At 63.0% G+C, this 24167-nt stretch carries 25 protein-coding genes; 14 read left to right on the plus strand and 11 right to left on the minus strand.

Going from position 1 to position 24167, the window contains the following annotated elements; translation table 11 throughout:
* Window positions 1-9: 9 nt before the first annotated feature.
* From FEZ60_RS21025 to FEZ60_RS21050, 6 genes are all read left to right on the plus strand, one after another.
* Complete coding sequence (locus tag FEZ60_RS21025; RefSeq protein ID WP_230590200.1) at window positions 10-1107, plus strand: septum formation family protein; 1098 nt, start codon at window positions 10-12, stop codon at window positions 1105-1107.
* Between the two features lie 3 nt (window positions 1108-1110).
* Complete coding sequence (locus FEZ60_RS21030) at window positions 1111-1461, plus strand: metallopeptidase family protein (protein WP_033235174.1); 351 nt, start codon at window positions 1111-1113, stop codon at window positions 1459-1461.
* A gap of 141 nt (window positions 1462-1602) precedes the next feature.
* Window positions 1603-1902, plus strand: coding sequence for a PE domain-containing protein (locus tag FEZ60_RS21035; protein WP_033235175.1), 300 nt, complete (start codon window positions 1603-1605; stop codon window positions 1900-1902).
* A 57-nt stretch (window positions 1903-1959) separates the two neighbouring features.
* Window positions 1960-3177 (plus strand): PPE domain-containing protein, encoded by a 1218-nt coding sequence (locus FEZ60_RS21040; RefSeq protein WP_172936905.1) that lies wholly within the window; start codon window positions 1960-1962, stop codon window positions 3175-3177.
* The gene (locus FEZ60_RS21045; protein WP_172936906.1) at window positions 3174-4001 is read left to right on the plus strand and encodes an ESX secretion-associated protein EspG; all 828 of its coding nucleotides are present in this window, start codon (window positions 3174-3176) and stop codon (window positions 3999-4001) included. The genes FEZ60_RS21040 and FEZ60_RS21045 overlap by 4 nt, the downstream gene beginning before the upstream one ends.
* A 40-nt stretch (window positions 4002-4041) precedes the next feature.
* Window positions 4042-6105 carry an acyltransferase family protein gene (locus tag FEZ60_RS21050; RefSeq protein WP_172936907.1) on the plus strand — a complete coding sequence of 688 codons (2064 nt, stop codon included), beginning with the start codon at window positions 4042-4044 and terminating at the stop codon, window positions 6103-6105.
* Window positions 6106-6114: 9 nt separating this feature from the next.
* Here the strand turns inward: FEZ60_RS21050 and FEZ60_RS21055 are convergent, their stop codons facing one another.
* The 3 genes from FEZ60_RS21055 to FEZ60_RS21065 are packed head-to-tail and all read right to left on the minus strand — an operon-like array spanning window position 6115 to window position 8369.
* The gene (locus tag FEZ60_RS21055; RefSeq protein ID WP_116103854.1) at window positions 6115-6783 is read right to left on the minus strand and encodes a histidine phosphatase family protein; all 669 of its coding nucleotides are present in this window, start codon (window positions 6781-6783) and stop codon (window positions 6115-6117) included.
* On the minus strand, window positions 6780-7694 hold the full coding sequence (gene pheA / locus FEZ60_RS21060; protein WP_033235179.1) for a prephenate dehydratase: 915 nt from the start codon (window positions 7692-7694) through the stop codon (window positions 6780-6782). Before pheA ends, FEZ60_RS21055 begins: the two co-directional genes overlap by 4 nt.
* A gap of 21 nt (window positions 7695-7715) precedes the next feature.
* Complete coding sequence (locus FEZ60_RS21065) at window positions 7716-8369, minus strand: hypothetical protein (RefSeq protein ID WP_116103857.1); 654 nt, start codon at window positions 8367-8369, stop codon at window positions 7716-7718.
* 139 nt (window positions 8370-8508) lie between these two features.
* On the opposite strand from FEZ60_RS21065, the gene FEZ60_RS21070 reads away from it, so the two are divergent.
* The 5 genes from FEZ60_RS21070 (at window position 8509) to FEZ60_RS21090 (ending at window position 12714) form a co-directional block, all read left to right on the plus strand.
* Complete coding sequence (locus tag FEZ60_RS21070; RefSeq protein WP_172936908.1) at window positions 8509-9306, plus strand: DUF2470 domain-containing protein; 798 nt, start codon at window positions 8509-8511, stop codon at window positions 9304-9306.
* A gap of 10 nt (window positions 9307-9316) precedes the next feature.
* Window positions 9317-10132: a CPBP family glutamic-type intramembrane protease gene (locus FEZ60_RS21075; protein WP_172936909.1), complete on the plus strand. Its 816-nt coding sequence runs from the start codon at window positions 9317-9319 to the stop codon at window positions 10130-10132.
* A 142-nt stretch (window positions 10133-10274) separates the two neighbouring features.
* Window positions 10275-11486, plus strand: a complete 1212-nt coding sequence (locus tag FEZ60_RS21080; RefSeq protein WP_346343395.1) for an LCP family protein — start codon at window positions 10275-10277, stop codon at window positions 11484-11486.
* A gap of 46 nt (window positions 11487-11532) precedes the next feature.
* Window positions 11533-12078 carry a ferritin gene (locus tag FEZ60_RS21085; RefSeq protein WP_092805526.1) on the plus strand — a complete coding sequence of 182 codons (546 nt, stop codon included), beginning with the start codon at window positions 11533-11535 and terminating at the stop codon, window positions 12076-12078.
* A 90-nt stretch (window positions 12079-12168) separates the two neighbouring features.
* Complete coding sequence (locus tag FEZ60_RS21090; RefSeq protein ID WP_033235246.1) at window positions 12169-12714, plus strand: ferritin; 546 nt, start codon at window positions 12169-12171, stop codon at window positions 12712-12714.
* Here the strand turns inward: FEZ60_RS21090 and FEZ60_RS21095 are convergent.
* Genes FEZ60_RS21095 through FEZ60_RS21110 form a run of 4 tightly spaced genes read right to left on the minus strand, consistent with a single transcriptional unit; the run spans window position 12711 to window position 16110 of the window.
* Window positions 12711-13499, minus strand: coding sequence for an alpha/beta fold hydrolase (locus tag FEZ60_RS21095; protein ID WP_172936910.1), 789 nt, complete (start codon window positions 13497-13499; stop codon window positions 12711-12713). The two genes, FEZ60_RS21090 and FEZ60_RS21095, sit on opposite strands and share 4 nt — an antisense overlap.
* Before the next feature lie 47 nt (window positions 13500-13546).
* Complete coding sequence (locus tag FEZ60_RS21100; protein ID WP_033235247.1) at window positions 13547-14461, minus strand: DUF5926 family protein; 915 nt, start codon at window positions 14459-14461, stop codon at window positions 13547-13549.
* 30 nt (window positions 14462-14491) lie between these two features.
* Window positions 14492-15256: a glycerophosphodiester phosphodiesterase gene (locus tag FEZ60_RS21105; protein ID WP_045066271.1), complete on the minus strand. Its 765-nt coding sequence runs from the start codon at window positions 15254-15256 to the stop codon at window positions 14492-14494.
* The gene (locus FEZ60_RS21110; protein ID WP_242484740.1) at window positions 15253-16110 is read right to left on the minus strand and encodes a DUF4328 domain-containing protein; all 858 of its coding nucleotides are present in this window, start codon (window positions 16108-16110) and stop codon (window positions 15253-15255) included. Before FEZ60_RS21110 ends, FEZ60_RS21105 begins: the two co-directional genes overlap by 4 nt.
* Before the next feature lie 494 nt (window positions 16111-16604).
* Between FEZ60_RS21110 and FEZ60_RS21115 the strand changes: the two genes are divergently transcribed.
* Together FEZ60_RS21115 and FEZ60_RS21120 are read left to right on the plus strand one after the other, a co-directional pair.
* Complete coding sequence (locus FEZ60_RS21115) at window positions 16605-18404, plus strand: hypothetical protein (protein WP_172936912.1); 1800 nt, start codon at window positions 16605-16607, stop codon at window positions 18402-18404.
* A 27-nt stretch (window positions 18405-18431) separates the two neighbouring features.
* Window positions 18432-19361, plus strand: coding sequence for an LLM class F420-dependent oxidoreductase (locus tag FEZ60_RS21120; protein ID WP_116103863.1), 930 nt, complete (start codon window positions 18432-18434; stop codon window positions 19359-19361).
* 65 nt (window positions 19362-19426) lie between these two features.
* Here the strand turns inward: FEZ60_RS21120 and FEZ60_RS21125 are convergent, their stop codons facing one another.
* The 3 genes from FEZ60_RS21125 to FEZ60_RS21135 form a co-directional block, all read right to left on the minus strand.
* Window positions 19427-20020: a hypothetical protein gene (locus FEZ60_RS21125; protein ID WP_233364292.1), complete on the minus strand. Its 594-nt coding sequence runs from the start codon at window positions 20018-20020 to the stop codon at window positions 19427-19429.
* Between the two features lie 107 nt (window positions 20021-20127).
* Window positions 20128-20841 (minus strand): peptide-methionine (S)-S-oxide reductase MsrA, encoded by a 714-nt coding sequence (gene msrA, locus FEZ60_RS21130; RefSeq protein WP_045066262.1) that lies wholly within the window; start codon window positions 20839-20841, stop codon window positions 20128-20130.
* On the minus strand, window positions 20759-21958 hold the full coding sequence (locus FEZ60_RS21135; RefSeq protein ID WP_172936913.1) for an acyltransferase: 1200 nt from the start codon (window positions 21956-21958) through the stop codon (window positions 20759-20761). Before FEZ60_RS21135 ends, msrA begins: the two co-directional genes overlap by 83 nt.
* A gap of 233 nt (window positions 21959-22191) precedes the next feature.
* Here FEZ60_RS21135 and FEZ60_RS21140 point away from each other — a divergent pair, with 233 nt between their 5' ends.
* Window positions 22192-22815 carry a superoxide dismutase gene (locus FEZ60_RS21140; protein WP_033235191.1) on the plus strand — a complete coding sequence of 208 codons (624 nt, stop codon included), beginning with the start codon at window positions 22192-22194 and terminating at the stop codon, window positions 22813-22815.
* Here FEZ60_RS21140 and FEZ60_RS21145 read toward each other — a convergent pair.
* Entirely contained in the window at window positions 22812-24167 is a 1356-nt protein-coding gene (locus FEZ60_RS21145) for a hypothetical protein (protein ID WP_172936914.1), read from the minus strand. The genes FEZ60_RS21140 and FEZ60_RS21145 overlap by 4 nt on opposite strands.

A 24167-nucleotide genomic window follows, 5' to 3' on the forward strand; every position in this document is an offset into this window, starting at 1 on the left:
ATGGGATCGATGCCTGAAGACAAGATCGAGAAGCCGTCCGATCCGGCGGGCCCGACGGGCGCGTCGGGGAAGAAAACCGTCTCAGCGCACCGCACCAGACGCGTTCTGGCTGCTGTTGCGGTGGGCGCGGTTGTTGCCGCCATTGCGACAATCGCGATTTCCGGCGGCCTGAACAGTGGCGACAAGCCAGCTGCCACTGTCGGCGGAATCGGCTCTCAGGCCACCAACAAGTCCGCCGAAGAAAACGCCTTCACGTCGGCCGGCGCGGGCGATTGCCTGAACTGGACGCCTGCGACGGCATCCGGTGGTGATCGCACCGACATGTCCATCGTCTCGTGCGACACCGAGCACCGCTTCGAAGTTGCCGGCCCGCTCGACTTGTCGGTGTTCCCGGGCGCGGAGTTCGGCCCCGGATCGCGATACCCGGGCGCGCTGCGGTTCGCAGAACTGCGCGACGAGCACTGCACTCCGATCGTGAACTCGTACCTCGGCTCGCGGTTCGACCCGAAGGGCAAGTTCAGCGTCGGACTGATGTTCCCGAGTGAATCGTCCTGGACGTCCGGCGACCGTTCGCTGCGCTGTGGTCTGCAGTTCTCGACCACAACCGGTGAACTTCTGCCATTCATCGGCAGGGTTGCCGATCAGGATCAGTCGAATGTCTGGGACGTCGGAACCTGCATCGGCATCAACCAGAATCTCCCGACCGACCCCGTGGATTGCGCGAACCCCCACGCATACGAGGTCATCTCGGTGATCGATCTCGGCACCCAGTTTCCCGCAGGCATGCCGTCGGTCGAGGATCAGGACGCCTATCTCGAAGGAGTCTGCACGCAGGCTGCCAACGAGTACCTGGGTTCAGCCGACGCGTTGCGCGACAAGACACTGACCCTGTTCTGGGACAACATCGCCCTCGAGAGCTGGTTGGCCGGCAGCCGACGCGTCAACTGCTCCGTCGGCACGGAAGTCGCCACCGGCGGGTTCGCGGCCATCACCGGCAGCGCCAAAGGCGAAATCCTGATCAACGGCGCGGCTCCGGTCCCGCCGCCTTCAGCACCGGAAGGTCGGTCAGTGCCGACACCGTTGCCCGGCGCGTCCCCGCCGTCGTAAGCCATGACGGTAACCATGAACGACGACCGGTTCGAAGACCTGGTCGGCGAGGCACTCGATCTCATTCCGCCGGAATTGGCAAAGGCCATCGACAACGTTGTTGTCCTGGTCGAACCCCGTGACCCCGAGGAACCGGGGCTTCTCGGGCTGTACCAGGGCATTGCCCTCACCGAGCGCGATTCTCAGTACGGCGGATACCTGCCGGACACGGTGACCATCTACCGCGACGCGATCCTCGACATCTGCGAGTCCGAAGAAGAGGTCGTGCACGAGGTTGCGGTCACGGTCATCCACGAGATCGCCCACTACTTCGGAATCGAAGAGGACCGCTTGCACGAACTCGGGTGGGGTTGAGAAACCAGTCCGATTTCGAGGGAACCGACAGCTCCCGGCGCGCATCAAAGTAGGTGCGGGGAGTTTGACGTTCGGCGTCTGTAGGGCGACGGATGATGATCCTCGCCCATCATTCGCACTGGTCACCTAGGAGTTCGGCACATGCACGTCGATCCTCACGCACTGATTACCGCTGCCCTCGAACTCGAAGCCGGGGCCGCACGGCTGCGCGGAGTCGTCGCGTCCACAAGACCCGCCCGGCAAGTCCTGCCGTCCGGCTCCGACGAAGTGTCCACCAGCGCCGCGAGCAGTTTCAATGCGACGTCCGAAAGCTTGGCATCGTCAGCCGACCGCGCTGTTGCCGAACTCGAAGACGCAGCCGCCGCACTGCGCCGCTACGCCGCCGCCTATGAATTCGAGGACAACCGGACGCAGGCGGATCTGGCTTCGGCTCCACTCTGATCCTCGTCCGCAGACACGTCACTACTTCGCACATTTTCACTTCTGGGGGGAAGAACAATGGTCGGCATCACCGGCGTCATCTGGTATCCACGCGGCGCAGCGCCCAATTCGGCTGCGTTGATCGCCGGCGCGGGCCCGGTGCCACTCAGCGTCGCGGGCGGAGCCTGGACGGCAGTATCCGCCGGACTCGGAGACACTGCGTCGACGGTCAGCCGAGTGATGGCAAATCTACGAATCGGCTGGACGGGCGACGCTGCCGATGCCGCTCTCGCCAAGTTCAAACCGTTCGAGGAGTGGGCGGCGCGGTCTTCCATGCTCGCCCAGAAGACCGGCGGCAAAGCGCAGGTTCAGTCGGCGACGTACACCGTCGCGGCTATCGCCATGCCGTCGTTACCGGAAATCGCTGCCGTCGAAACAGCCAAGCTGGCCGCGTACACGCTCGGCGGCGCCCTCACCGGATCGGCTGCGGTGGCTGAACTGGCTGCAGAGCAGCTCAAGCTCCGGGCAGCGGCGGCCATGGAAACCTACGATTCCGCTACGGCTCCCCTCGCCGTGCGGGACGAGTTCGAGCCGCCGCCATCCATCACCATGTCCGATGTTGCCGGCCAGGGCTCTCCGCAGAATGTCAGCGTCGCCGAACAGACCGTCAACGCATTTGTCGAGCCGGTCCGCACTGCTGCGGCGGCAATCACGTCGGCGCTCTCCAACCCTGCAGTCACTGCGGCCGCTTCCCAGCTCGGCGCCGTATTGGGCGGAGCCAACGCCGCCACTACCGCAGCAACAGCAGCCGCAACGACGGCCACCGCTGGGGCTGGTGCCGTATCGGCGGCAGTCGGCCTGGGCGGCGGGCTGGGCGGCGGGCTGGGCGCGGGTGCACCATCATTCCTGAGTTCACCATTGACTGCCCTGACCGGCGGTAACAACGCCGGGCGGCATGCCGCAGCCACCACCGCAGCGGCCGCCACAACACCCGTCGGCGCACATTCGACCAGCGCAGGGCTTTCGGTCAGTTCTGCCGACCAGATCACGCCCCGCGCGGCGTCCGGGACAGTAGTCAATGCTGTCGGCACCGAAAGTGTGCGCTCCGACGCCGTCCGCGCTACGCCGAGTTCCGGAACGGGCCCCGTCGCCAGTGGTCGACATGCCGCGGCGGATGACGACGACACCGAATTCCATGAAACCCCCGACTACCTCAAGCACTTCGAGCATTTTGCCGATGGGCGTACCGTCATCACCTCGGTGATCGGTGCCGCCGATGTGGAATCGCGCCTGTGAGCACCCTTGATCTCGGAATAGCTACCGACACCGACGCTTTCCCCTCCGTCGATCTGACGTCGGCGGAGATCGAGTACGCCCGCGAGCGCCTTGGCCTCGACGTGCTCCCGGTGGTACTCGGCGGCACAGCACTTTGGGATTCGGTAGCCGAATACGATGCGGCAATGCGCAGTGCAGCAACATCTTTGGCTGCGCGAGATCTTCTACTGGGCGGCGAGATCCATCACGGCGTTGCTGCGACACTGCGCACCCTGACGCGCCCCGCATGGGAACTTGCGCTGCGCAGCCACAACCAGGGAACACTGACCCGAGTGTGCGTTGCCGCCGATGAATCACTGTGCGTGGAAGCATCTTTCAACGAAGAAACCAAAATCTACACACTTCACAAAGTCGTAAATCCGGCAGATGCGGTGGTGCGCGCACTCGGCCCGTCGGAACCCATGCCGATTGCCGTGATCAACGCACCCACCGACATGCTGAGCGCCGCACTGAACGCCGGACCCGACGCAGACACCGTCGCCGACGCTCTGACCCAAGCCGGGGTACCACCCGTCGAGGCCGGCCAGCTCGGCAGTGCGATTGTCACCTGCACGTCCTTCACGGAAATTGTTGCCGTCCCGCGGGGCGTCGGCATCGAGAAGCTCCCCGCCGGAGTGGTGTCGGTCTTCAACACCGCGCATGGCCGCATTGTCGCGTCGTCAAGCACGTCGGCCGACGGTACACAGTGGAGCTCGATCAGTTCCGGAACACCCCAACGGCTCCGACAGGCGGTGAATTCGCTGGTAGAACTGCTGTCCGAATCGCCTGGTGCCGTCTCCCGGTAACCTAGGGCGATCCCCTAGACGCCCGGAGCCTTCACCCAGCATGCCTTTGACCACCCCCGCCACCACCGTCGAGTCACCGCACAAACCAAGAACACGGCAGTACCGCGAAGACCTCAACGGGCTTCGGGGACTCGCTATCGCCTTGGTGGTGGTCTTCCATGTGTGGTTCGGCAAAGTGTCCGGCGGGGTCGACGTCTTCCTGGTTCTGTCCGGCTACTTCTTTGTCGGTTCGCTGGTTCGCCGGGCCGAGGCCGGTGGCTCGCTCAATCCCCTACCGGCGTTCAAACGGGTATTCGTCAGATTGTTCCCCCCGATCGCGGCAGTGACGTTCCTGACCGCGGCGGCGGCCTTGGTGCTGTTGCCCCGAACCCGATGGGCCGGCCTCGCCGACGAGCTGACAGCTGTTCTCGGCTTCTTCCAGAATTGGCAGCTTGCGCTTACGTCGAGCGACTATCTGGCGGCCGACGGTTCGGTGTCTCCGCTCCAACACTTGTGGTCGATGGCCGTGCAGGGTCAGTTCTATCTAGTAGCCATCGCAGTGGTGCTGGTGGTTGCGTCATGCGTATCACGCACTCGCCCAGAGCTTCTGCGACCAACACTGACGCTGGTGTTCGGCGCGTTTGCGATCATGTCGTTTACCTACGCCGCAGTGATGTCCGGCCACGATCAAGCCTGGAACTACTACGATTCCGCGGCCCGCCTGTGGGAGCCGTCGGTGGGCGCACTCGCGGCGTTGATGCTGACACGCTGGAATATCACGCGGGTCGGGGCGTGGCCACTTGCACTGAAAACAGCTCTCGGCATCGCCGGATTGGCGTCGATTCTGCTGTGTGGGTTCTTCCTCGACGGCGCCGAGCAATTCCCCGGACCGTGGACGCTGGTTCCCACGCTCGCGGCCATCGCACTGATAGTCAGCGGCGAGGGCAACAAGACTTGGACCGCACACATTCTCGCGCACCCCGCCCTCTCGCAGCTTGGCTCCTTCGCCTTTGCGCTGTACCTGGTGCACTGGCCGATCCTGGTGTTCACCCTCGTTGTGACCGGGCGCCCGGAAGCCGGATTTGTGGGCGGGACGTTGATTATCGCCGCATCGCTCGCGGTGGCCTACGGCTTGCGGATGGCGGTCGAGGTACCGATCGAGCGCGATGCTCCGGCACGGAGGCCGATCCTGCTGGCCTCCGTCGTCGGTGCGGCGGTCATCGTCACCGGAATGTTCGGTTGGCAGGCCTACGTGGGAAGTCAGAGCACGGGTCAGCGCGCAGCCGATACCCTCGACATCCCCACCCACCCCGGCGCATTGACGTTGACCGACGGGGTTTCAGTCCCGCAAGCCTCCATGGTTCCGTCCATTTTCGACGCACCACTGGATCTTCCGATAACCACGCTCGACGGCTGTATCTCGGATTTCCAGCAGATCGACATCGTGACCTGCACGTACGGCGACGTGAACGCAGACCGCACGATCGCCCTGGCCGGGGGATCCCATTCCGAGCACTGGATCACCGCACTCGACGAACTCGGCCGCAGCAATGGTTTCCGGGTCGACACGTATCTGAAGATGGGTTGTCCGCTGGTCGCGGGAGAGAGCCCCGCCGTCAGCGACGTACCGGATTGCGCGCCGTGGTCGAGCGCGGTCATCGACCGACTTGCCGCCACCACACCCGATTTTGTGTTCACGACCGCCAGCCGGCCCAGCCCGGACGGTCCCGGCGACGTGACGCCCGAAGCCTACGTCGAGGTGTGGCACGAGCTGGAGCAGAGCGGCATTCAGGTTCTCGCGATCCGCGATACACCATGGCTGCACCACGACGGCGTTCCGTATCGCGCCATCGACTGCCTGGCAACCGCTACCTCAGCGGATCATTGCGCCTTGCCGCGGGCAGACATGCTCAGCGACATCAACCCGGCGTGGGACGCAATTACGGAACTCTCCAACGTGCAGCTACTGGATCTGAGCGACGGTGTCTGCGGCCCCGACCTGTGCCGCGTGACGGAGGGAAATGTGTTGGTGTACCACGATTCCCACCATCTCACGGCAAGCTACGTCCGAACCTTGACGCCGGAACTCGGCCGTCAGCTGGGTTCAGCGACAACCTGGTGGTGAGCTGGAGCGTCAGCCCATCACGTCGTCGGCGCCCGGAATGAGCCGGTGCTCGAACGGCGGGTTCACCGTTCCCCAGCGCAAGCAATCCCAACCGCCGTCGGCGCGCGGCAGTAGTTCGACGCTTTCGGTGTTCGCAAGGTGATTGTTCGCCGCGAACAGCCCCGGGATGCCCGCGAGCTGAGCTGCGACCAGCCTGATGGCGGCGCCGTGGCTCACGACAACGATATCGCCGGTGCCCGACGACCCTTCGAGGAACTCGTCACGCAGCGAGTTGACCACGGGGATATACCGTTCCAAGACGTCGTAGCCGGTTTCGCCACCGGGTATACGCATACCGAGGTTGCCGGTATGCCAGTGATGGAAGGTTTCGACAAACAGACGGTGCGCGTCTTCGTCTGTCCGATCTTCCAGGTCACCTGCCTGCACTTCATGCAAACCGTCTCGCACGTCCAGCGAGACACCGGCGGCCTGTTCGACGAATCCCGCTGTCTGCCTTGCACGCAACGCCAAGGACGACACCAAGGCGAGTGGCGGCGCGGCGGCCAGACCCTTACCCAGAACTTCGGCCTGCGCCAGCCCTTCCGGGGTGAGTTTGGCTCCGGGCAACGCTGTGTCGAGCCGCTTGGCTACGTTGGCTTCGGTCTGGCCGTGCCGAACGAGAATGAGCCTGCCGGTCATCGTTCTCCCTCTCCGCGCTTGAGGTCTTCGATCCACGCGATCGCTGTTTCATCCGAAGGAGGCTGTGGCCCTGTTGAATTCGCGGTCGCCCACGACCCCAGGAAGCGCACTCCGGATTTGCGATACAACGCGCGCATCGCTTCTGCCACCAGGGAGTCCTCAACATGCCCGACGCAGTCGACGAAGAATCGGTAGGTTCCCAGCTCCGTGCGCATCGGACGAGACTCGATTCGCGTCAAATCGATTCCACGAGCGGCAAATTCGGAGAGAGCCTGAACCAGCGATCCGGGAGCGTTGTCCAGATGGAGCACCAAGGCGGTGCGGTCTGCGCCGGTTCTGGCCGGTACCGGCGCAGGCTTGGTGACCAGCACGAAGCGCGTCACGGCGCCGCCGACGTCGGCGACATTGTCTGCAAGGCTTGACAATCCGAGCATCTGGCCGGCCAAGGCCGTGGACACACCGGCGTCGACGGTTCCCGCCTGCACGTCCAGCGCGGCACCGGCATTGGACGAGGAGATCACAACTTCCGCGTTCGGGAGATTGGCCGCGATCCATCCCCGTACCTGGGCGCTCGCGTGCGGGTAGGCACCGATGGTGCGCACCTGATCCGCACTGATGCCGTCGCGAACGAGGATGGAAAAGCTCACCTCGATCTCGGTCTCGGCCACGATCTGCAGCGGCGAACCCAAGGCGAGTGAGTCCAGCGTCGGCGCGACACCGCCTTCCACCGAGTTCTCGAACGGCACCACGGCGCCGTCGACAACGCCGTCACGAACCAGGTCGAGCGTCGAGGGTGGGCTACCGGCAGGCACCCGTTCGACCAGCTCGTCGAATGCGCCCTCTGCCTCGAACTGGGCGAGCGCTATCTCCGTGAAGGTTCCCGACGGACCGAAATACGCGATTTTTGGCACGCCTCAAAGGTTACGCAACGATCAGCTCAAACCTGCCGAACGTAGTGCCGTTTCCACCGAAGTCGGGTCGGATACTTCGATCGTGAGGAGAACCTCGCGCAACGCGGACTGAGCCTCGGGGATGAGCGCAGCCAGTTTTGCCGGCTGCGGGTCGAGAATGGCAGCGCGGGCGTCGTCGCCGCGCAGGGCCGCCATGGTTCCGCACAGCAATCCGATCACCTCGTCCGCGTCGGCCGCTCGGGCGACAAAACCCACCGATTCGTGGGCAAGCACGGCCAGAAAATCGGCGATTTCGGCAGGTGAGTGCCCTGAATCGAGGCCGGGAATGCGTCCTCCTTCACAGAGCAACGCAGCAGATTCGGCCGGAGACAGAACCTCGTCGCCGCCGTCGACGTACACCGCGAGTGGGGCGGGCACGCGAAGTGCGATGGCGTCGTCGATCTGTTCGGTTGTGCACTCCAGATCAAAGCGCACCGCTTCGTACGACGCACCGGCATCCGCTCGCAACCGCGCGGGGTCGATATCGAGGAGAACTACGACGCGTCCAGCGGATTTGGCTGCGAGCAGCGCCGATGCGGGAACAACGCGGGGTTCGCCAGGGGCGCCGAGGAGGAGTCCGTCGAGCAGTCCACGGGAACTTTTCGGGGGCAACCCGAGGGAAAGAGGTATGGCCACCGCTCCACCGTAGTGGCGGGTGGGGTCGGGGATTTCAGGCGAGTTGCGCAAAAGTCTTGCGATTCACACCACAGCAGCTTAGGTTAGGGTTACCTCATCAGCCGGTGAGGTAACCGGAAACACCCACCGAGGGGGCAGCATGGCTACGAAAACGAGCACCGGTCCATCCACCGCCGAACGAGTACGTAGTGCCTGCGCCCGAGCCCAGGATGCGGTTCTCGCGATCGAAGGCAGCGAACCGACCGTCACATCGGTGCACCACCTGCGATCCAACGGCGACATCGTTGTGGCCGTCCCCTCCGGCTCGGCTGCAACAGCACTTGCCTGGAGCGCCGGAAACGGCGGCCTACCTGCAGTGTTGGAGCTCACCGACCACGCTCCGCTGGCCTTGCGTGAACCTGTCCGCTCACTCGTCTGGCTGCGCGGCACACTGCACGCGGTGCCGGACTACGAATCGCGGGTACTGGCCGACGACGTCGCCGCCGAGCACCCGCACCCCGCACTCCTCGACCTCGGTCACACGTCGGTACTACTCCGGTTGAGCCTCGCGTCGGCCGTTGTCGCAGACTCGTCCGGAGCCGAACCCGTCGCCGTGGAAGACCTGCTCGCCGCTCACCCCGATCCGTTCTGCGAAATGGAAACGGCGTGGTTGCAGCACCTCGACGAAGATCACAGCGACCTTGTGGACATGCTCACACGCAAACTGCCCTCATGCCTGCGCACCGGACGGGTACGCCCCCTCGGAATCGACCGGTACGGACTGCGTCTGCGCATCGAGGACCACGCAGGCGACCGGGACGTCTGGATGCCGTTTGCCAACCCCGTCGACGACGCCATCTCGCTGTCCCGCGCAATCCGCATCCTTGTCGGCTGCCCGTTCCTCAACGGCCTGCGCCCCGGCGGTTCACATGTCACAGGCGGCGCCGCCAACGGATAGCGTTGCGCGGGTGAATGCCCGCCAAACCGTCCGCTCGTGGTTGAACCCACCCGCTCCCGCCGGACCTGCTCTCGATGCGTCCGAACGTCGCGGTGTGCGGATCGAGATCACGATCGTCCTGCTGGTCACCTTCGGCCTCAGTGGCCTTTCCGGCATCTTGTCGCTCCTCGAATCCCTCGCGACGCCCGTCGCATTGTCCGATCAGACGGTGGCGCTCAATCCGTCGCAGGCAGCGATCGACTGGATCGACCTCGCTCGTCAATTGCTGAGTGTGACAAGACTGTTCGCGTGGGCTGCACTCGGCCTGTACCTGCTCTGGCGGGCGGGTATCGGCCCGACCGCGGCCGGCCTTCCTCCCAAACCGAAGCTACGACGCGACATCGCGCCCGGCTTTGGCCTTGCCGCCTTGATCGGCCTTCCCGGACTACTGTTCTATCTCACGGCGCAGGCGTTGAACATCAATCTCACCGTCCAGGCGAGTGCCCTCGACGATCACTGGTGGCGCGTCCCGATTCTGATTCTCTCGGCGATCGCGAACTCGAGTGCCGAAGAAGTTCTTGTTGTCGCGTATCTGATCAGCAGGCTGCGCCTGCTCGGGTGGGGCGAGAACTCGTCGTTGCTCGCGTCGTCGCTGCTGCGGGGCAGCTATCACCTGTACCAAGGTTTCGGTGGTGGTGTCGGCAACGTCGTCATGGGTCTGATCTTCGGTCGGTACTGGCAGCGAACGGGACGCCTGTGGCCGTTGATCATCGCCCACGCGCTCATCGACATGGTGGCGTTCATCGGTTACGCCCTGCTTCGCGATCATGTGGGTTGGTTGCCGTGACCGGTACCGTGAACTGGTGACCGGCGACTCCCCCTATCCTCAGCGCCCGCCGCGACCGGGTCCTCCACCTCAGGGTCCGCCGCCGCGGCGTCAGCCGCCGCGCCCGCCCGAGGGACAGCGCCCGCCCGAGGGAACTCAGGTCATTCGCCGTGACGGCCGGCCACCCCAGAACCAGCCACCCCAGAACCGGGCGTGGTCGCAGACCCCGCCACCCCAAAACCGCAACAACTGGGCCCCGCCGCAGCAACCACAGCCGTACCGGGACCCCCAGCAGAACCGGCAAGCACAGCAGGATCGGCAAGCGCAGCAATACCGTCAAACTCCCCCGCCACCCCCGCGGAGGACGCCGCCGAATCAGCCACCCCGCCAGCCACCGCCGCGTCAGCAGCCGCCGTCGGCGCCTCGTCGACGCAAGAATTGGGGCAAGCGCATCGGCATCACGTTGCTGGTGCTGCTTCTCGCGTTTGTCGGCGCGATTTTCTACGTCGACAATTCACTGAATCGGATCGACGCACTTCCCGACTACGCCGGCCGCGTCGCGGATACACCTGGCACGAACTGGTTGATCGTGGGTTCGGACAGCCGCGACGGTCTGACTCCGGAGCAGGAGCAGGCGCTCGCGACCGGTGGCGATACCGGACCCAAGCGCACGGACACGATCATGCTGGTCCATGTGCCCAAGAGTGGGAAGACCACGATGGTCAGCATTCCGCGTGACTCGTATGTTCCGATTCCGGGTGAGGGTTCCGACAAGATCAATGCCGCATTCGCGTGGGGCGGAGCGCCGTTGCTGGTGCAGACCGTCGAGGAAGCAACGGGTTTGCGGATCGACCACTACGCGGAAATCGGATTCAGCGGTTTTGCGGGGATCGTCGATGCTGTCGGCGGGGTCAACGTGTGCCTGGATTCTCCGATCGACGATCCCCTTGCCGGTATCAACTTGCCTGCTGGGTGTCAGGACCTGACGGGCTCGGAGGCGCTCGGATTTGTGCGTACCCGCGCAACGGCGATGGCCGATCTCGATCGCATGAACAATCAGCGCAAGTTCATGTCGGCTCTGCTGTCGAAGGCCACCAGTCCTACGACGTTCCTCAATCCGTTCCGGTTGTGGTCCCTTGCCACCGACACGGCAAAGTCGCTTCAGGTCGACAACGGTGACCACATCTGGAATCTGGCGTCACTCGCGTGGGCTTTGCGCGGCGGCATGACAACTACAACGGTTCCCGTCGGCGGATTCGATTACGTCGACGGCTCGGGTGACGTTCTGCTGTGGGACAAGACCAAGGCATCACAATTCTTCGACGCGCTCGCCAATGATCAGCAGATTCCTGCGGAATTGGTCACACCCGGCTGAGCAACGTAGATCCCGGACGGCGGCCTGCACGCAGTAACCTGGAGACATGACACAGGCGAAGAACTCGAGCGAATTCACCCTTCTTCTGCGTGAGCAGATCCGGAACGAGTTCACGGCGTCTCAGCAGTACGTCGCGGTGGCCGTGTACTTCGATTCGCATGATCTTCCGCAAATGGCGACGCGTTTCTACAACCAGGCGAGCGAAGAACGCTCCCACGCCATGATGATGATCCAGTACTTGCTGGACAACGATCTCGACGTCGAGATTCCCGGAGTCGGCGAGGTTGTCACGAAGTTCGAAAATGTGCGCGGACCTGTGGAATTGGCGCTCGAGCAGGAGCACACCGTCACGGCTCAGATCACGCGTCTGGCTCGCACTGCTCGTGACACCGGAGACTATCTGGGTGAGCAGTTCATGCAGTGGTTCCTCAAGGAACAGGTTGAGGAAGTCGCGAGTATGACCACGTTGTTGTCGATCGTGGATCGAGCAGGAAACAATCTTTTCCACTTGGAGAACTTTGTGGCGCGCGAGATGAACAATCCGCCCGCAGCCGATGCCACTGCTCCGAAAATTGCGGGTGCCGGGGCTTGAATAATTAGGTTTCCATTAGTTTGGAAACGCTTACCACAATAAGGCTGCACTGGGATGACAGTGCCCCTGACCTGCACTATCTTGGGGTTCATGACTTCTGGTGACACACACATGACTAAATTCCATGCGCTCCTCCGAGACCAGATTCGCAACGAATTCAACGCCTCGCACCAGTACACGGCAACTGCTGTTTATTTCGACTACGCCGATCTTCCGCAGCTTGCCAAGCACTTCTACAAGCAGGCCGTTGAAGAGCGCAATCACGCGATGATGATCGTCCAGTACTTCCTCGATCGCAGCATCAACGTCGAACTCACGGGTGTCGACGGCGCCAAGTCCGACTTCAAGGATGTCCGGGAAGCCATTGCGCTTGCACTCACCCAGGAGAAGTCCGTCACCGAGCAGATCGTTCAGCTCGCGAGCACCGCTCGTGAGGAAGGCGACTACTTGGGTGAGCAGTTCATGCAGTGGTTCCTCAAGGAGCAGGTCGAGGAAGTTGCGAGCATGACAACACTTCTCACCATTGCGGATCGTGCGGGCGCCAACCTGTTCGACATCGAGGATTTTGTGTCTCGTGAGATGAGCGTCGTTGGCGATTCTTCGGGAGCACCCGCAGTTGCCGGTGGAGCCGTCTAACGCCGCAACTCACTGCCGGCCAGCAGAATCGAGCTGATCAGCTCGGGTGAGTCGGTCATCGGAACATGCCCTACCCCAGGCAAAACTATGAGTTTTGCTTGCGGGAAGGGCTTTTTCACGCGCTGGGCCTGATAGACCGGCAGGATCAGGTCGCGTCGGCCCCACGCAACTGTCACGGGCACAGCCGGATTCACGATCGGCGGCAGCACAAAATCGAGTTCCATCCCTAGATCGACAAGCTCATTCGAGATAAGTGAACGGCAGTCGGCCAGGGCAGCGGAGTAGTCGACGTGACTCGGATGCGCAAAGAACGCGGCAAGCGCCGGATAGCGAATCAGCTTGTACTGCAACGCGCGGGGCAATCCGTCGCCGAAGAGTTTGGCCGTGCTTCGGAGTGCCTGAAACGTGCCTATCGCGCGCACCTGATCCAGATGATTGACAAAAAATCCGGCCGGCGAGAGCGCCGTTGCCGAAGCAACGTCGCCGCGTGCCGCAAGGCAGAGTGAGATCCACCCGCCGAGAGAATTACCGGCGACGTGGGCGCGCTCGCCCGGCGGCGTCACCTCTGTGATGAATGCACTGACGTCGTCAATCAACTGGCCCATGACATCAGTCCCGAGTTCGGGCAGCGCAGAATCCCCGTGGCCGGGGAGATCAACCGTGACGACGCGCCGATACGGCGTCAACTGATCCAAAAGCGAATCCCACGCCTGGCGCCGATGAACAATGCCATGGACGAGCACAAGCGTGGGACCGCTACCGGAGATGTCGTGCGCCAAGGTCATCCGTAGAACTTTATACGTGACCCTGCGTAACGTCTATAGAAGCGCTATCAGCGCAGCGTGACCTGACGTCCACGCAGTCCGTCGCGCGAACGCAGTTCGGCCGACGTCAAAGGTGCGTCGACGGCCAGGGCCTGCGCCAGGCGATCGCCGAACTCGACCGTTGCCGCAACCCACTCGTTTGCGTGCTTCTCGGGGTCCAGGTCGAAGACCGGAACCAGCAGTCCGTGGGTGCGGAAGGATCCCGCGTAACGCGAACCCTCACCCAGGTTCAGTCCGCCGGCAGCGTGAACGCGCGCCAGTGCAAGCATCAGATCGTCTTCGCTTTCGGGGCGAACCCAACGCAGGTGCGCCTTCTCTCCGGCGTCTACCCACCAGGCTGCGACGAGGCCGTCACCTTCGAGGCGAGCCGACGGCATGATTGCCGCGTTGGCCTGCTCAACGGTGGCCTTGACCTGGGCATCCGTTTCGGTACCTTCGGGGATCCACCAGTTGAAGTCCTGGTAGACGGTGATGTCGAGCAGTGCGGCGGGATCGACGACAGCGGTGACAGCCGGGGTGTCCTCGGCGGGATCGGCAGCGGGGAGCGCGTCGCCGGGGGCTGCGTCGGCAACCCACGTCACGGATGCGGCGAGGTCTGCGCCCAGATCTGCGGAGTGAGCCTGAACCTGAACACCGACAAATCCGGTTGCCGTCTCACCCTCGTTGCGGACGAGAGCGGCAACAGCGCCGGGAAGAACCGTCGCGACGGTGACGGGACGATCCGAGCCGATGACGGGCAGCGGAGCCGTGGCCGAAGGAACGAATTCGCGCATGGCAACCAGGTCGCACTCTGCCGCGAGGCCTTCGAACGGGCGGTTGACCGCGCCTGATGCGGCGTCACGCTCTGCTTGGCGGGCTGCGAGCTTCGCTGCGCGCCCACTGTCTACCTTCGGTCCACTGTTTCTCTTGCTCTTCTTAGCCACGAGGGCAAAACTACACGGGATCACCCGCGATCAAGCACTGCCCAGCCATTGCTTGGTGCGTCCGGGATGGTTTGTGGCCACCCAACTGACCCCGAGCTCACGGCACAGGTCCACATCCGCCTTGTCGTCGACGGTCCAGCAGTAGGTAGCGCGTCCGGCCGCAGCAGCGCGGTCCACAAGATCGGGATGCTCTCGCAGCGCCTTGACGGACGGGCCGATCGCGGTCGCACCAACAGCCGTCGACGCTCCGCCGCCGAGATACCGCGACGCGTCGCCGAGAAGGACCGTCGGTAGAAGGGGGGCTGCTCGGCGCACACGCCACACCGCGCTGGCCGAGAAGGACATCACGACGGCCCGGGAATGATCCGCGGACGGCGGCGACGCTATGCCGAAGCGGTGCAGTTCGGCGAGGAGCTTCGCTTCGACCAGTCCGCCGTACCGCACGGGGTGTTTGGTTTCGATGAACAGTTTCACCGGACGCGAGAAATCCAGCGCCAAAGTGATGAGTTCGGTCAGGGTCAGCAGATCTGCGGGCTCGCCGGTTGATCCGAAGTCGAGTGCGGTCAGGGAATCGAGAGTCATCTCGCTGACGATGCCGGTGCCGCTGGACGTGCGGTCGACCTTGCGGTCGTGGACACAGACCAGGTGGCCGTCGCGGGTGAGCCGGACATCGCACTCGAGCCCGTCTGCCCCCTCTTCGAGGGCAAGCTCGTAAGCGGCAAGCGTGTGTTCCGGCCGCGCAGCCGACGCGCCTCGATGCGCTACGACAAGCGGGCCTCGGCGATCCGGGCTCACTGAGCGGCTGCTTTTTCCGGCACGGCATTTTCAAGCACCGATCGTGGAACCGGCACCCATCTGGTCGCGGTGTCCGGTTCGCCTCGCCAATCCTTGTGCTCGATACGCCGAATCACCACCAGCAGGAGCGCAGCGGTGGCAGCGGCGATCAACGCGATGAAGGCCGAGAGGAGCACTCCGTCGGCCATTGCCTGGAGGCCGGGTCGCGAGCGCCAATACGCGTTCACGACAAGGAGGAAGCCACTGAACGCCCAGAACCCCCACCAGATCTTGACGAGCCGGATGCCACGCGGGTCGCGGCGCACGAGTTCGAGTAGATATAGGGGCGGCATCACGAGATTGAGGACCGGCACGGCGCAGCCGACCAGGATTTCACCGCGTGAGCGCGGATCAGCGCGCTTTTCCCGCGCGTACAGGTCGCGGCGCGCACGTAGCAGCCAACACACCGCGGCCACGGCGGCGAGGACAGCCGTAAGCAGCCCACCGAGCTGCGTGAAGTAGACGGCGGCGTCCGACAGCCGCAACAACAGTTGTGGGACCAGACGGGTCTGGTTGTACACCAGGATCGCGTAGCGGCCGAGTTCCGCGAAGACGGCCAGTCCGTACAGAACTGCCGCAATGGTGAGCAACGAGCCGACGCGATCGGCCATCCGGTCGGCGCGAGACTCCTCGGCTGGGCTGGTGTCGACGACGTCGGTGAGTCCCCACGTCGGGACGGCGTCGTATCGGGGCGTCGACGGGTCGGCGCGGGGCGGTTGCGGATCTCCGACGCCACGTGGTTCCCCGGGGTTGCGGGCGATCCACCGGAAGCCGCGACGGGAGGGGGGCAGATACACGTCGGTGCGGACCGGCATGAGGAGGACACCGCCGCAGCGGGGACACCATCTACCCGCCGGACCGACGACGGGCCATCGTGCGGCGCACCGTGCGCAGACCTGTAGCTGGTTCACACGCTCGATTCTGTCACGCCGTATCGGTAACGGCAGCAAATGGTTTCGGAGCTGTTCCGTAACCTGAACTTCATCTCCAGGTACAACTTTGTGCCGATAATGTGACCTGCGACACCGAAAAACTCGAGTTATCCACACTATCCACAGGTTCATCCCCAGCTTGGGATGAATCCACAGACCTTTATCCACAGGTCAGGGCTCATGGGTTGTGGGTTTACTGACAGGTGTTAGCGAACGATGCACAGGCTCGAGGATGAATTTGACAAGCGGGCGAATTCCCTGTGAATTCGCAGCCGGAGTCCACCGGACAATCCGTTCACGCGGCACCTGGCAGCACTGTGGGACGGCACCTGGCAGCATTGCCAGGCGATGACTCCTCCGATGCCGAAGCTCTCCCGATGACCAAGCCCACTGCCAGGTACGTTTTGCCGATCGCACTCGCGTCGATCGCGATCGCACTCGGTATTCGAACGTGCGTGGCATCGCAGAACTACTTCTACTGGGACGATCTCATCCTGATCGGACGCGGAGCTCGCTTCCCCCTCTTCTCGAGCGAACTGCTGCTCTACGACCACGACGGTCACTTCATGCCGGCAGCCTTCTTCCTGACGGGCCTCGTGACGCGAATTGCCCCGTACCAGTGGGCTCTTCCGGTGATGCTGCTTGTCCTCGGTCAGGCGTTGGCATCACTCGCGCTGCTCCGCACGCTCAGACTGGTGCTCGGATGGCGTCCGGCGCTGCTGATTCCGTTGCTCGGCTATCTGTTCATCCCGCTCACTCTGCCCGCATTTGCCTGGTGGTCGGCGGCGCTCAATGCGCTTCCCCTGCAGATTGCTCTCGCCTGGGTGTGCGGCGACGCGATACAACTCGTGCGGACCGGCCGACGGCGCTATGCCGCCTCGGGGACAGCAGTTTTTGTGGTCTCGTTGCTGTTCTTCGAGAAGTCGGTACTCGTGCCGTTTGTGGCGCTCGTGTTCGTCGTCTTGTATCTGCGCACGCAGTCCGACGCGTCGCCGATTCGCACAGCTGCGAAAAAAGCCAAGGCCCTGTGGATTCCGTGCGCCGTTGTGCTCGCGATCTGGATTCCGGTGTACCTGTTCACCGTCGAGTCGCCGGTGACGGGCAACGGTCGCAGCATGTCCACGGCCCTGCTGCACCACGGAACTTCCTTGGGAATGCTCCCGACTTTGTTGGGTGGGCCGTGGCAGTGGGAGCGATGGATTCCGGGTCCCGCGTGGGCGAATCCCCCGATGTTCCTGGTCATTGCCGCCTGGATCATGCTTCTCACCGCACTCATGCTCACCGTGCGCTCCCGACAAGGCGCTGCCTGGATCTGGATCTGCGCTGCTCTGTATTTCCTGGTGTCGGTTGCCGCGATGACCGCCACCCGCACCGCCGAGGGCACGACGTACGAATTGGCTCAGACCCTGCGGTATTTCACGGATTCGGCCACAGTGTTCGCCCTCGCGATTGCGCTCTACTTCGCGGCGCCACCCCGGGTCGAACCCCGCGTCGACTCCCACACCGACTCCCACACCGACTCCCACACCACGGTGCCGATCCGCGCTATTGCCGTGGGTCTTTCGGTTCTGTTTGTCGTCAGTTCCCTGGTCTCGACATTCTCGTTCGTGAACGTCTGGCGAGAAAGCCCGACCCGTGACTATCTTCAGAATGCCCGGGTGTCGTTGGCGCAGAACACGGATGCGCCGCTGCTCGATCAGCCGGTCTCGATCTGGGTTCTCCTTCCTTTCACCAACCCGAACAACATGGCTTCCCAGGTACTCGGCCCACTGCCCGATCGACCCGAATTTGGTTCCAGTACACCGATTCTGCGACTGATCAACGACAACGGCACTGTCGTCGACGGCGAAGTCACGTTCACGCGACGGATTCTCGAGGGCACGGAACCGCAGTGCGGAACACGTGTCGACGGCCCGACAGAACTGACGTTGGACGGACCGTTGGCCGTCTGGGATTGGACAGTTCAGCTCAACTATCTCGCGAGCGCAGACGGAACGATCGACGTGTCCTTGACCACCGGTGACGCGGTCGCCGTTCCCGTGAAGCAGGGCTTGCACTCGGCATTCGTGCAGGTTGTCGGCGACGGCACAACCGTCAAGGTATCGCCGCGGACCCCAGGACTGTCACTGTGCCTTGCCGCCGGACAGGTGGGTGTTGTTGTTCCCGCGCTGCCCTGACGCACCCGCAATGGCAGAGTTGAGCGCATGGATCTACGTATCTTCACCGAACCCCAACAGGGCGCTACTTACGAACAACTACTCGCGGTGGCCCAGACGGCCGAAAAGCTCGGGTACGGAGCGTTCTTCCGTTCCGATCACTATCTGGCCATGAATTCCGACGGCCTTCCCGGACCGACCGACGCGTGGATCACGCTTGCGGGCATTGCCCGCGAGACGTCGACGATCCGCCTCGGCACGCTCGTGACGTCGGCAACGTTCCGGTACGCCGGCCCGCTTGCCATCTCCGTCGCGCAGGTAGACCAGATGAGTGGCGGCCGCGTCGACTTCGGTATCGGCGCCGGCTGGTACGAAAAGGAGCATGAGGCGTACGGGATTCCGTTCCCGGCGCTGAAGGACCGCTTCGAACTGCTCGAGGAAACCCTCGACGTGGTGACGGGCTTGTGGCGCACTCCCGTCGGCGAGCAGTTCGACTACGACGGTAAGCACGTGCAGATCAAGAATTCTCCGGCATTGCCGAAGCCGCACCAGGCCGGCGGACCGCCCATTCTGATGGGCGGCGTCGGTAAGAAGAAGACACCGGCCTTGGCCGCGCGGTACGCCAGTGAGTTCAATATCCCGTTCCAGTCCGCGGGCGACACCAAGGAGATCTTCGGACGCGTTCGTCAGGCCTGTGTCGATATCAACCGGGACCCGAGCGAGCTGACGTATTCCAACGCACTGGTCTTGTGTTGTGGACGTGACGAGGCGGAAATCGCCAAGCGAGCTGCTGCCATCGGCCGCGAGGTAGCCGAACTGCGTGAAAACGGCTTGGCGGGAACGCCGTCGGAGTTGGTGGACAAACTCGGAGCATTTGCCGAGGCCGGTTCAGAGCGTATGTACCTGCAGACGCTTGATCTGAGCGATCTGGATCATCTCGAACTGGTGGCGAGCGAGGTCATGCCGCAGTTGGCGTAGGCCTTCGGCCTGTGCGCCTTTTTGGTAGCGCCCACTACCAAAAAGGCGCACAGGGGGCGAAGCCCCTAACTGTTCGCGTCGAGGAATGCGCGCAGGTCCCGGTCCCACTGTGCGTCGCGGCTACGGTCGAGCCATACCCGAATCAGCATGAAACCGATGGTCAGCAGCGACATGATGCTGAACCACGTGAAGATTCCGGTCACAACCGCGGCTACGTCAGCTGCGCTCTGCGTGATCGGGGCAATGGTTTTGTCACCGTTGTTGTCGACGTAGATGTCGACGGAAGTGCCGGCAGGCGTGGTCTCGTCGACGGTGATGTCTTCGCGATGAACCTGTCCGTTCCAGTTCCACTGAGCCGGTGCTGTTTCGGTGTTCGCAGGAATGTAATCGGCGGTCGCGACACTGGACGTGACCGAGTCGCCCGTCGTGACGGCGGCGATGGAATGGGTGCTCCTGGCCTGGTCGGCGATCAGGGCATTCTGGCTTGCCGCCGTAGCGCCGCCTGCCCAGATGGCAAACGGCACCAGCAGGATCGCAAGAACGATCAAGCCGAAGGACATGAATCCTTCGATGCGATCACTACGCCTGACCATCGGGTCGTGGCCGACGTGAATGGTGCGTCGGAGCAACGACGCTGTTGCTCGCGTACTAGCGGACATGATGCGCTCAGTTCTCTCGACAAGACACTCTTACTATCGAGATTCCCTTTATTTCGATCTAGTTGCAAGTATTAACGATCGGAATCACATGTGTCCTCCAACACCAACTATTCGTGAGGCGGAAGAATATCGGTCTGTGCCGGCACCTGATCTTGGCGCAATAGTCCTACCGGGCAGCTGACTCCCGTGGCATGCACTGGGCAATATCCGCCGGGGTTTTTTGCAAGATATTGCTGGTGATAGTCCTCGGCATAGAAGAAATCACGCAGCGGACCTATTTCCGTCGTAATTGCGCCATAACCGGCGTCAGTCAATCGTTTGCCGAATGCAAGTGCAGATGCGTGCGCGATCTGTTCCTGATCTTCGGAAGTCGTGAAAATCGCGGATCGATACTGCGAACCTTGGTCGTTTCCTTGACGCATCCCCTGCGTCGGATCGTGGTTTTCCCAGAAATGAGCCAGGATCTGCTCGTACGAAATGACGGCCGGATCAAAGACGACGAGCACTACCTCGGTGTGCCCGGTGCGTCCCGAGCAGGTTTCCTCGTACGTGGGATTGGGGGTGTATCCGCCCGCATATCCGGCAGCGGTGCTGTAGACGCCCGGAAGCTGCCAGAACTCCTTCTCCGCACCCCAGAAACAACCCATACCGACGACGACGGTCTGCATCCCCTCGGGGAACGGCGGCGTCAGCGGATGCCCGTTCACGTAATGCGCGGCAGGCACTGGCATCGCGGTCTCACGTCCTGGCAGTGCGTCCTGCGGACTGATCAGGGTGGATTGTGCGGACGCTCGCCCCAGAATGTCGTCGTACCAGCTCATTCTTTGATTCTACGCGTGAGCGCTTGTTCCGCCATGCCGTGACGGCTCGGGCACCTGGCAGTTCGACCCAGCGATAGCCGAATTCCGCGACGACCGCCGTGACAACAAGAAAGAGGCCGAAGGCGAGTGTCGGACCGACGTGCGGCGTCGTGTTCTCGACGACGCGATACAGGATCAGCGTGTGGACGAGGTAGATGATGTAGCTCCGCGTCGACAACCACTTCACGAACGCCCAGCGCGTCGGGCCGCCGTCGTAGCGGCCGATGAGGACCACCGCGGCGGCTACGACGGTGATGGTCCACAAATAGTTCTCACCGGCCCAGTAGACGCGGAACTCGGTGGCCACGAGGATCACGTGGATCTGCGCCAGAACGGCGACGATCAGCCATCGCCCCGGCGCCAGCCGCGCCCACGCGAGGTACATGATCTGTCCGAGGAAAACCGCCGGGAGTGTCGCCGCGATCTTCGAGAGCATCGGAACGGTGTACGGCATCGGTGCGTAAATGTTGTAGAGCAACACCAGCGAACACAGCGCTGCCCCGCCGAGCGGCATGATGACCGGCCGCATCCGCAGAATCGGCCGCATCGCCACGCAGGCAAGGTAGAACAGGAATTGGACCGTCAACGTCCAGGTCACACCGAGAACAGCCACTTCAGGCGTGAGAAAGAACCCGCCGAGGAAGAAACTCATCAGCGCCTGGGTATTCGAAATACCGTCCTGGCCACTGAACATGCCGTTGATACCGAGACGAACCAACAGGATGGCTATCGCAATTGCCACCCAGAATGCCGGTACCAGTCGACTCAATCTGTTGGTCAGGAATTTGCCGGGCCGATCACGTATCGCGGACCGAGTCACCAGGGCGCCGGTCAACATCATGAACGTCGCGACTCCGACAAAAGACAGGTGCTGATTTAGCTGGGCCGGTTCGATCAAGGCGCCGTACACGACGTCGATCAGCCACCAACCGGAGCCGAGATCGTCGATGACGTAGAACGAGATGTGGGAGTAGATCACCGCCGCAACAGCGAGTGCGCGCAGCAGGTCAGCGCCCGGAAGGTACACCCGAGGCGGTGCCGCCTCTGATGACTCCGGGAGAAAAACTGGTGCGGGCATCGAGCAAGTTTAAGGTTCCGTTCACCTTTACGACGAATTTCCGGATGCCCCAATGTCCGAGATCACGCAGTTTTCGGTTACCCGAACTTTATTGTGAGGGAATGACTACCTGAGCTGAACTGTTGCAGACCGTGTACGAATGTTATTGGGTGGATACCCAAGATTGATCCGCAATCCAAGCACCATACTCTCGAAGAAGCAGGGCTCACGGAGCCCGCAAAGAAGGGACCCTCGTGTCTGTTTACACGCTGCCGGAACTCCCCTACGACTACGCAGCCCTCGAGCCGCACATCTCGGGCAAGATCATGGAGCTGCACCACGACAAGCACCACGCGGCATACGTCGCCGGCGCCAACGCTGCACTCGAGAAGCTGGCCGAGGCTCGCGAGAACGACACCATCGCCGCGCAGGCCAACCTGCTCGAGAAGAACCTGGCTTTCCACCTCGGTGGCCACACCAACCACACCGTTTTCTGGAACAACCTCAGCGCTGACGGTGGCGACAAGCCCGAAGGCGAACTCGCCGCAGCGATCGACGACAACTTCGGTTCGTTCGATCTCTTCCGCGCACACTTCTCCGCGAACGCCAACGCCATCCAGGGCTCCGGCTGGTCCATCCTCGCGTGGGATTCCATCGGCGCACGCCTCGTCATCGTCCAGCTCTACGATCAGCAGGGCAACATCTCCATCGGCCTCACGCCGCTGCTGATGCTGGACATGTGGGAGCACGCTTTCTACCTCGATTACCAGAACGTCAAGGGCGACTACGTCAAGGCATTCTGGAACATCGTGAACTGGAACGACGTCACGGCACGCTTCGAGCGCGCTCGTACGCAGACCGCAGGCCTGATCGTCTAGTCACGTTCTTCTTGCTCTACGCGGCGGCGCTCCTTCACCAGGGGCGCCGCCGTTTGCGTCAGCAAGGCACCAGCAAGAAGGGCTGTCGCCACGCCGAACACCAAAGCGATTGTGCGCGAATCCGATCCACTTCCCGGCGCAGGCGTTTGATTCACCGCCACAGGATCGGACAGCACCGACATCAGTTGAACCTGCTGCGGAGTGGTCAACGCCGGCAGCCCGGATTTTGCGGTGTCCAACCCGGTCACCAACGACGTCGCAACCGACTTGAGAGTCCCGAACCCCTGAGTGATCTGAGTCGTCACATCTTCGAGCATCTGCGGAGCTTGGTCTGCGATCGGAATCAATCCATCACTCAATTGACCGGCAGCGCTGTTCAATTGAGCACTGGCACCCTGCAATTGGCCGACGGCAGTACGCACCAAATCGCCGAGCGCCGTATCGGGGCCCACCGACCCACCCAACATGGACGGTACCGCGTTCAATTGCGCAGTCACGGCACCCAAGTCGGTACTCACGCTCGCCAATTGCGCCGTAATATCCTGCGGCACCGGCAATCCGCTCAACGCACCGGTCAGCGAGTCGATGCGCGACTTGAGATCTGCGGTGGACGACGACGCCTCACCCAACGTCAAGCCGAGCGAGTCTGCGCGCGTGGCCAATTCCTCCGCCGACCCGGCAGCCTGATCCACGACGCCGGAAACCTGCTCCGCGACACTCGTCAACTGCAACGAACCCGCGCGCGCTGTTTCCAGGTACGGCAGGATCGTGTCTGCCCCGGCCTTCACCTGGTCGATCGACTTCTCGGCGCCGGCTGTTCCCGCTACCAGCATCTGCGCGGTCACCAGATTCTGATCGAATGCCCGACGAGCAGCGGACGTCTGTGACATCAAACCCTTGATACCGTCGGCACTGACCTGCGCCGACACCGCGCTGGTCAGCGCCACCGCCTGCGCTCCGTCAGCGCCCTGAACCTCGAGGTCGATGCTTGCCTGCTGCGGATCCGGGCCCAGCATCGAGGCAACCGACTCACTGAAATTCTCCGGCACGGTGAGGGTCGCAAAATAGTTACCGCCGGGGCTGTCCACGACGTGGAATTCGAAGTCTTCACTCGCGCTCAGTGTCTCGACCAGCGTGTCACCGGCGCGTAGTTCCTCTCCGTCCAGCATGGTTCCGGCATCGGTGTTGACTATCGCAACTGCCCGCGAGTTGTTCTCGCTGCCCGAGAACCACACCCAGCCCGTACCGGCCACCGCACCCACCACAACAGCTGCCAAACCACCCACCGCCAGCCGTCGACCAAGTAGCGACGGCTGGCGGTGGGTGTTCTCGGTGTTGTTCGCGGTGCTCAT

Source organism: Rhodococcus sp. MS16 (genome assembly GCF_013277795.1).
In the GTDB taxonomy this organism is placed as follows: domain Bacteria; phylum Actinomycetota; class Actinomycetes; order Mycobacteriales; family Mycobacteriaceae; genus Rhodococcus_F; species Rhodococcus_F globerula.

Excerpts from the sequence above, each read along its gene's own strand:
- FEZ60_RS21025 (WP_230590200.1), top strand. The coding sequence starts at position 10 with ATGCCTGAAGACAAGATCGAGAAGCCGTCCGATCCGGCGGGCCCGACG.
- FEZ60_RS21030 (WP_033235174.1), top strand. The coding sequence starts at position 1,111 with ATGACGGTAACCATGAACGACGACCGGTTCGAAGACCTGGTCGGCGAG.
- FEZ60_RS21035 (WP_033235175.1), top strand. The coding sequence starts at position 1,603 with ATGCACGTCGATCCTCACGCACTGATTACCGCTGCCCTCGAACTCGAA.
- FEZ60_RS21040 (WP_172936905.1), top strand. The coding sequence starts at position 1,960 with ATGGTCGGCATCACCGGCGTCATCTGGTATCCACGCGGCGCAGCGCCC.
- FEZ60_RS21050 (WP_172936907.1), top strand. The coding sequence starts at position 4,042 with ATGCCTTTGACCACCCCCGCCACCACCGTCGAGTCACCGCACAAACCA.
- FEZ60_RS21055 (WP_116103854.1), bottom strand. The coding sequence starts at position 6,783 with ATGACCGGCAGGCTCATTCTCGTTCGGCACGGCCAGACCGAAGCCAAC.
- FEZ60_RS21070 (WP_172936908.1), top strand. The coding sequence starts at position 8,509 with ATGGCTACGAAAACGAGCACCGGTCCATCCACCGCCGAACGAGTACGT.
- FEZ60_RS21085 (WP_092805526.1), top strand. The coding sequence starts at position 11,533 with ATGACACAGGCGAAGAACTCGAGCGAATTCACCCTTCTTCTGCGTGAG.
- FEZ60_RS21090 (WP_033235246.1), top strand. The coding sequence starts at position 12,169 with ATGACTTCTGGTGACACACACATGACTAAATTCCATGCGCTCCTCCGA.
- FEZ60_RS21095 (WP_172936910.1), bottom strand. The coding sequence starts at position 13,499 with ATGACCTTGGCGCACGACATCTCCGGTAGCGGTCCCACGCTTGTGCTC.
- FEZ60_RS21110 (WP_242484740.1), bottom strand. The coding sequence starts at position 16,110 with ATGCCGGTCCGCACCGACGTGTATCTGCCCCCCTCCCGTCGCGGCTTC.
- FEZ60_RS21115 (WP_172936912.1), top strand. The coding sequence starts at position 16,605 with ATGACCAAGCCCACTGCCAGGTACGTTTTGCCGATCGCACTCGCGTCG.
- FEZ60_RS21120 (WP_116103863.1), top strand. The coding sequence starts at position 18,432 with ATGGATCTACGTATCTTCACCGAACCCCAACAGGGCGCTACTTACGAA.
- FEZ60_RS21125 (WP_233364292.1), bottom strand. The coding sequence starts at position 20,020 with ATGTCCGCTAGTACGCGAGCAACAGCGTCGTTGCTCCGACGCACCATT.
- msrA (WP_045066262.1), bottom strand. The coding sequence starts at position 20,841 with ATGAGCTGGTACGACGACATTCTGGGGCGAGCGTCCGCACAATCCACC.
- FEZ60_RS21135 (WP_172936913.1), bottom strand. The coding sequence starts at position 21,958 with ATGCCCGCACCAGTTTTTCTCCCGGAGTCATCAGAGGCGGCACCGCCT.
- FEZ60_RS21145 (WP_172936914.1), bottom strand. The coding sequence starts at position 24,167 with ATGAGCACCGCGAACAACACCGAGAACACCCACCGCCAGCCGTCGCTA.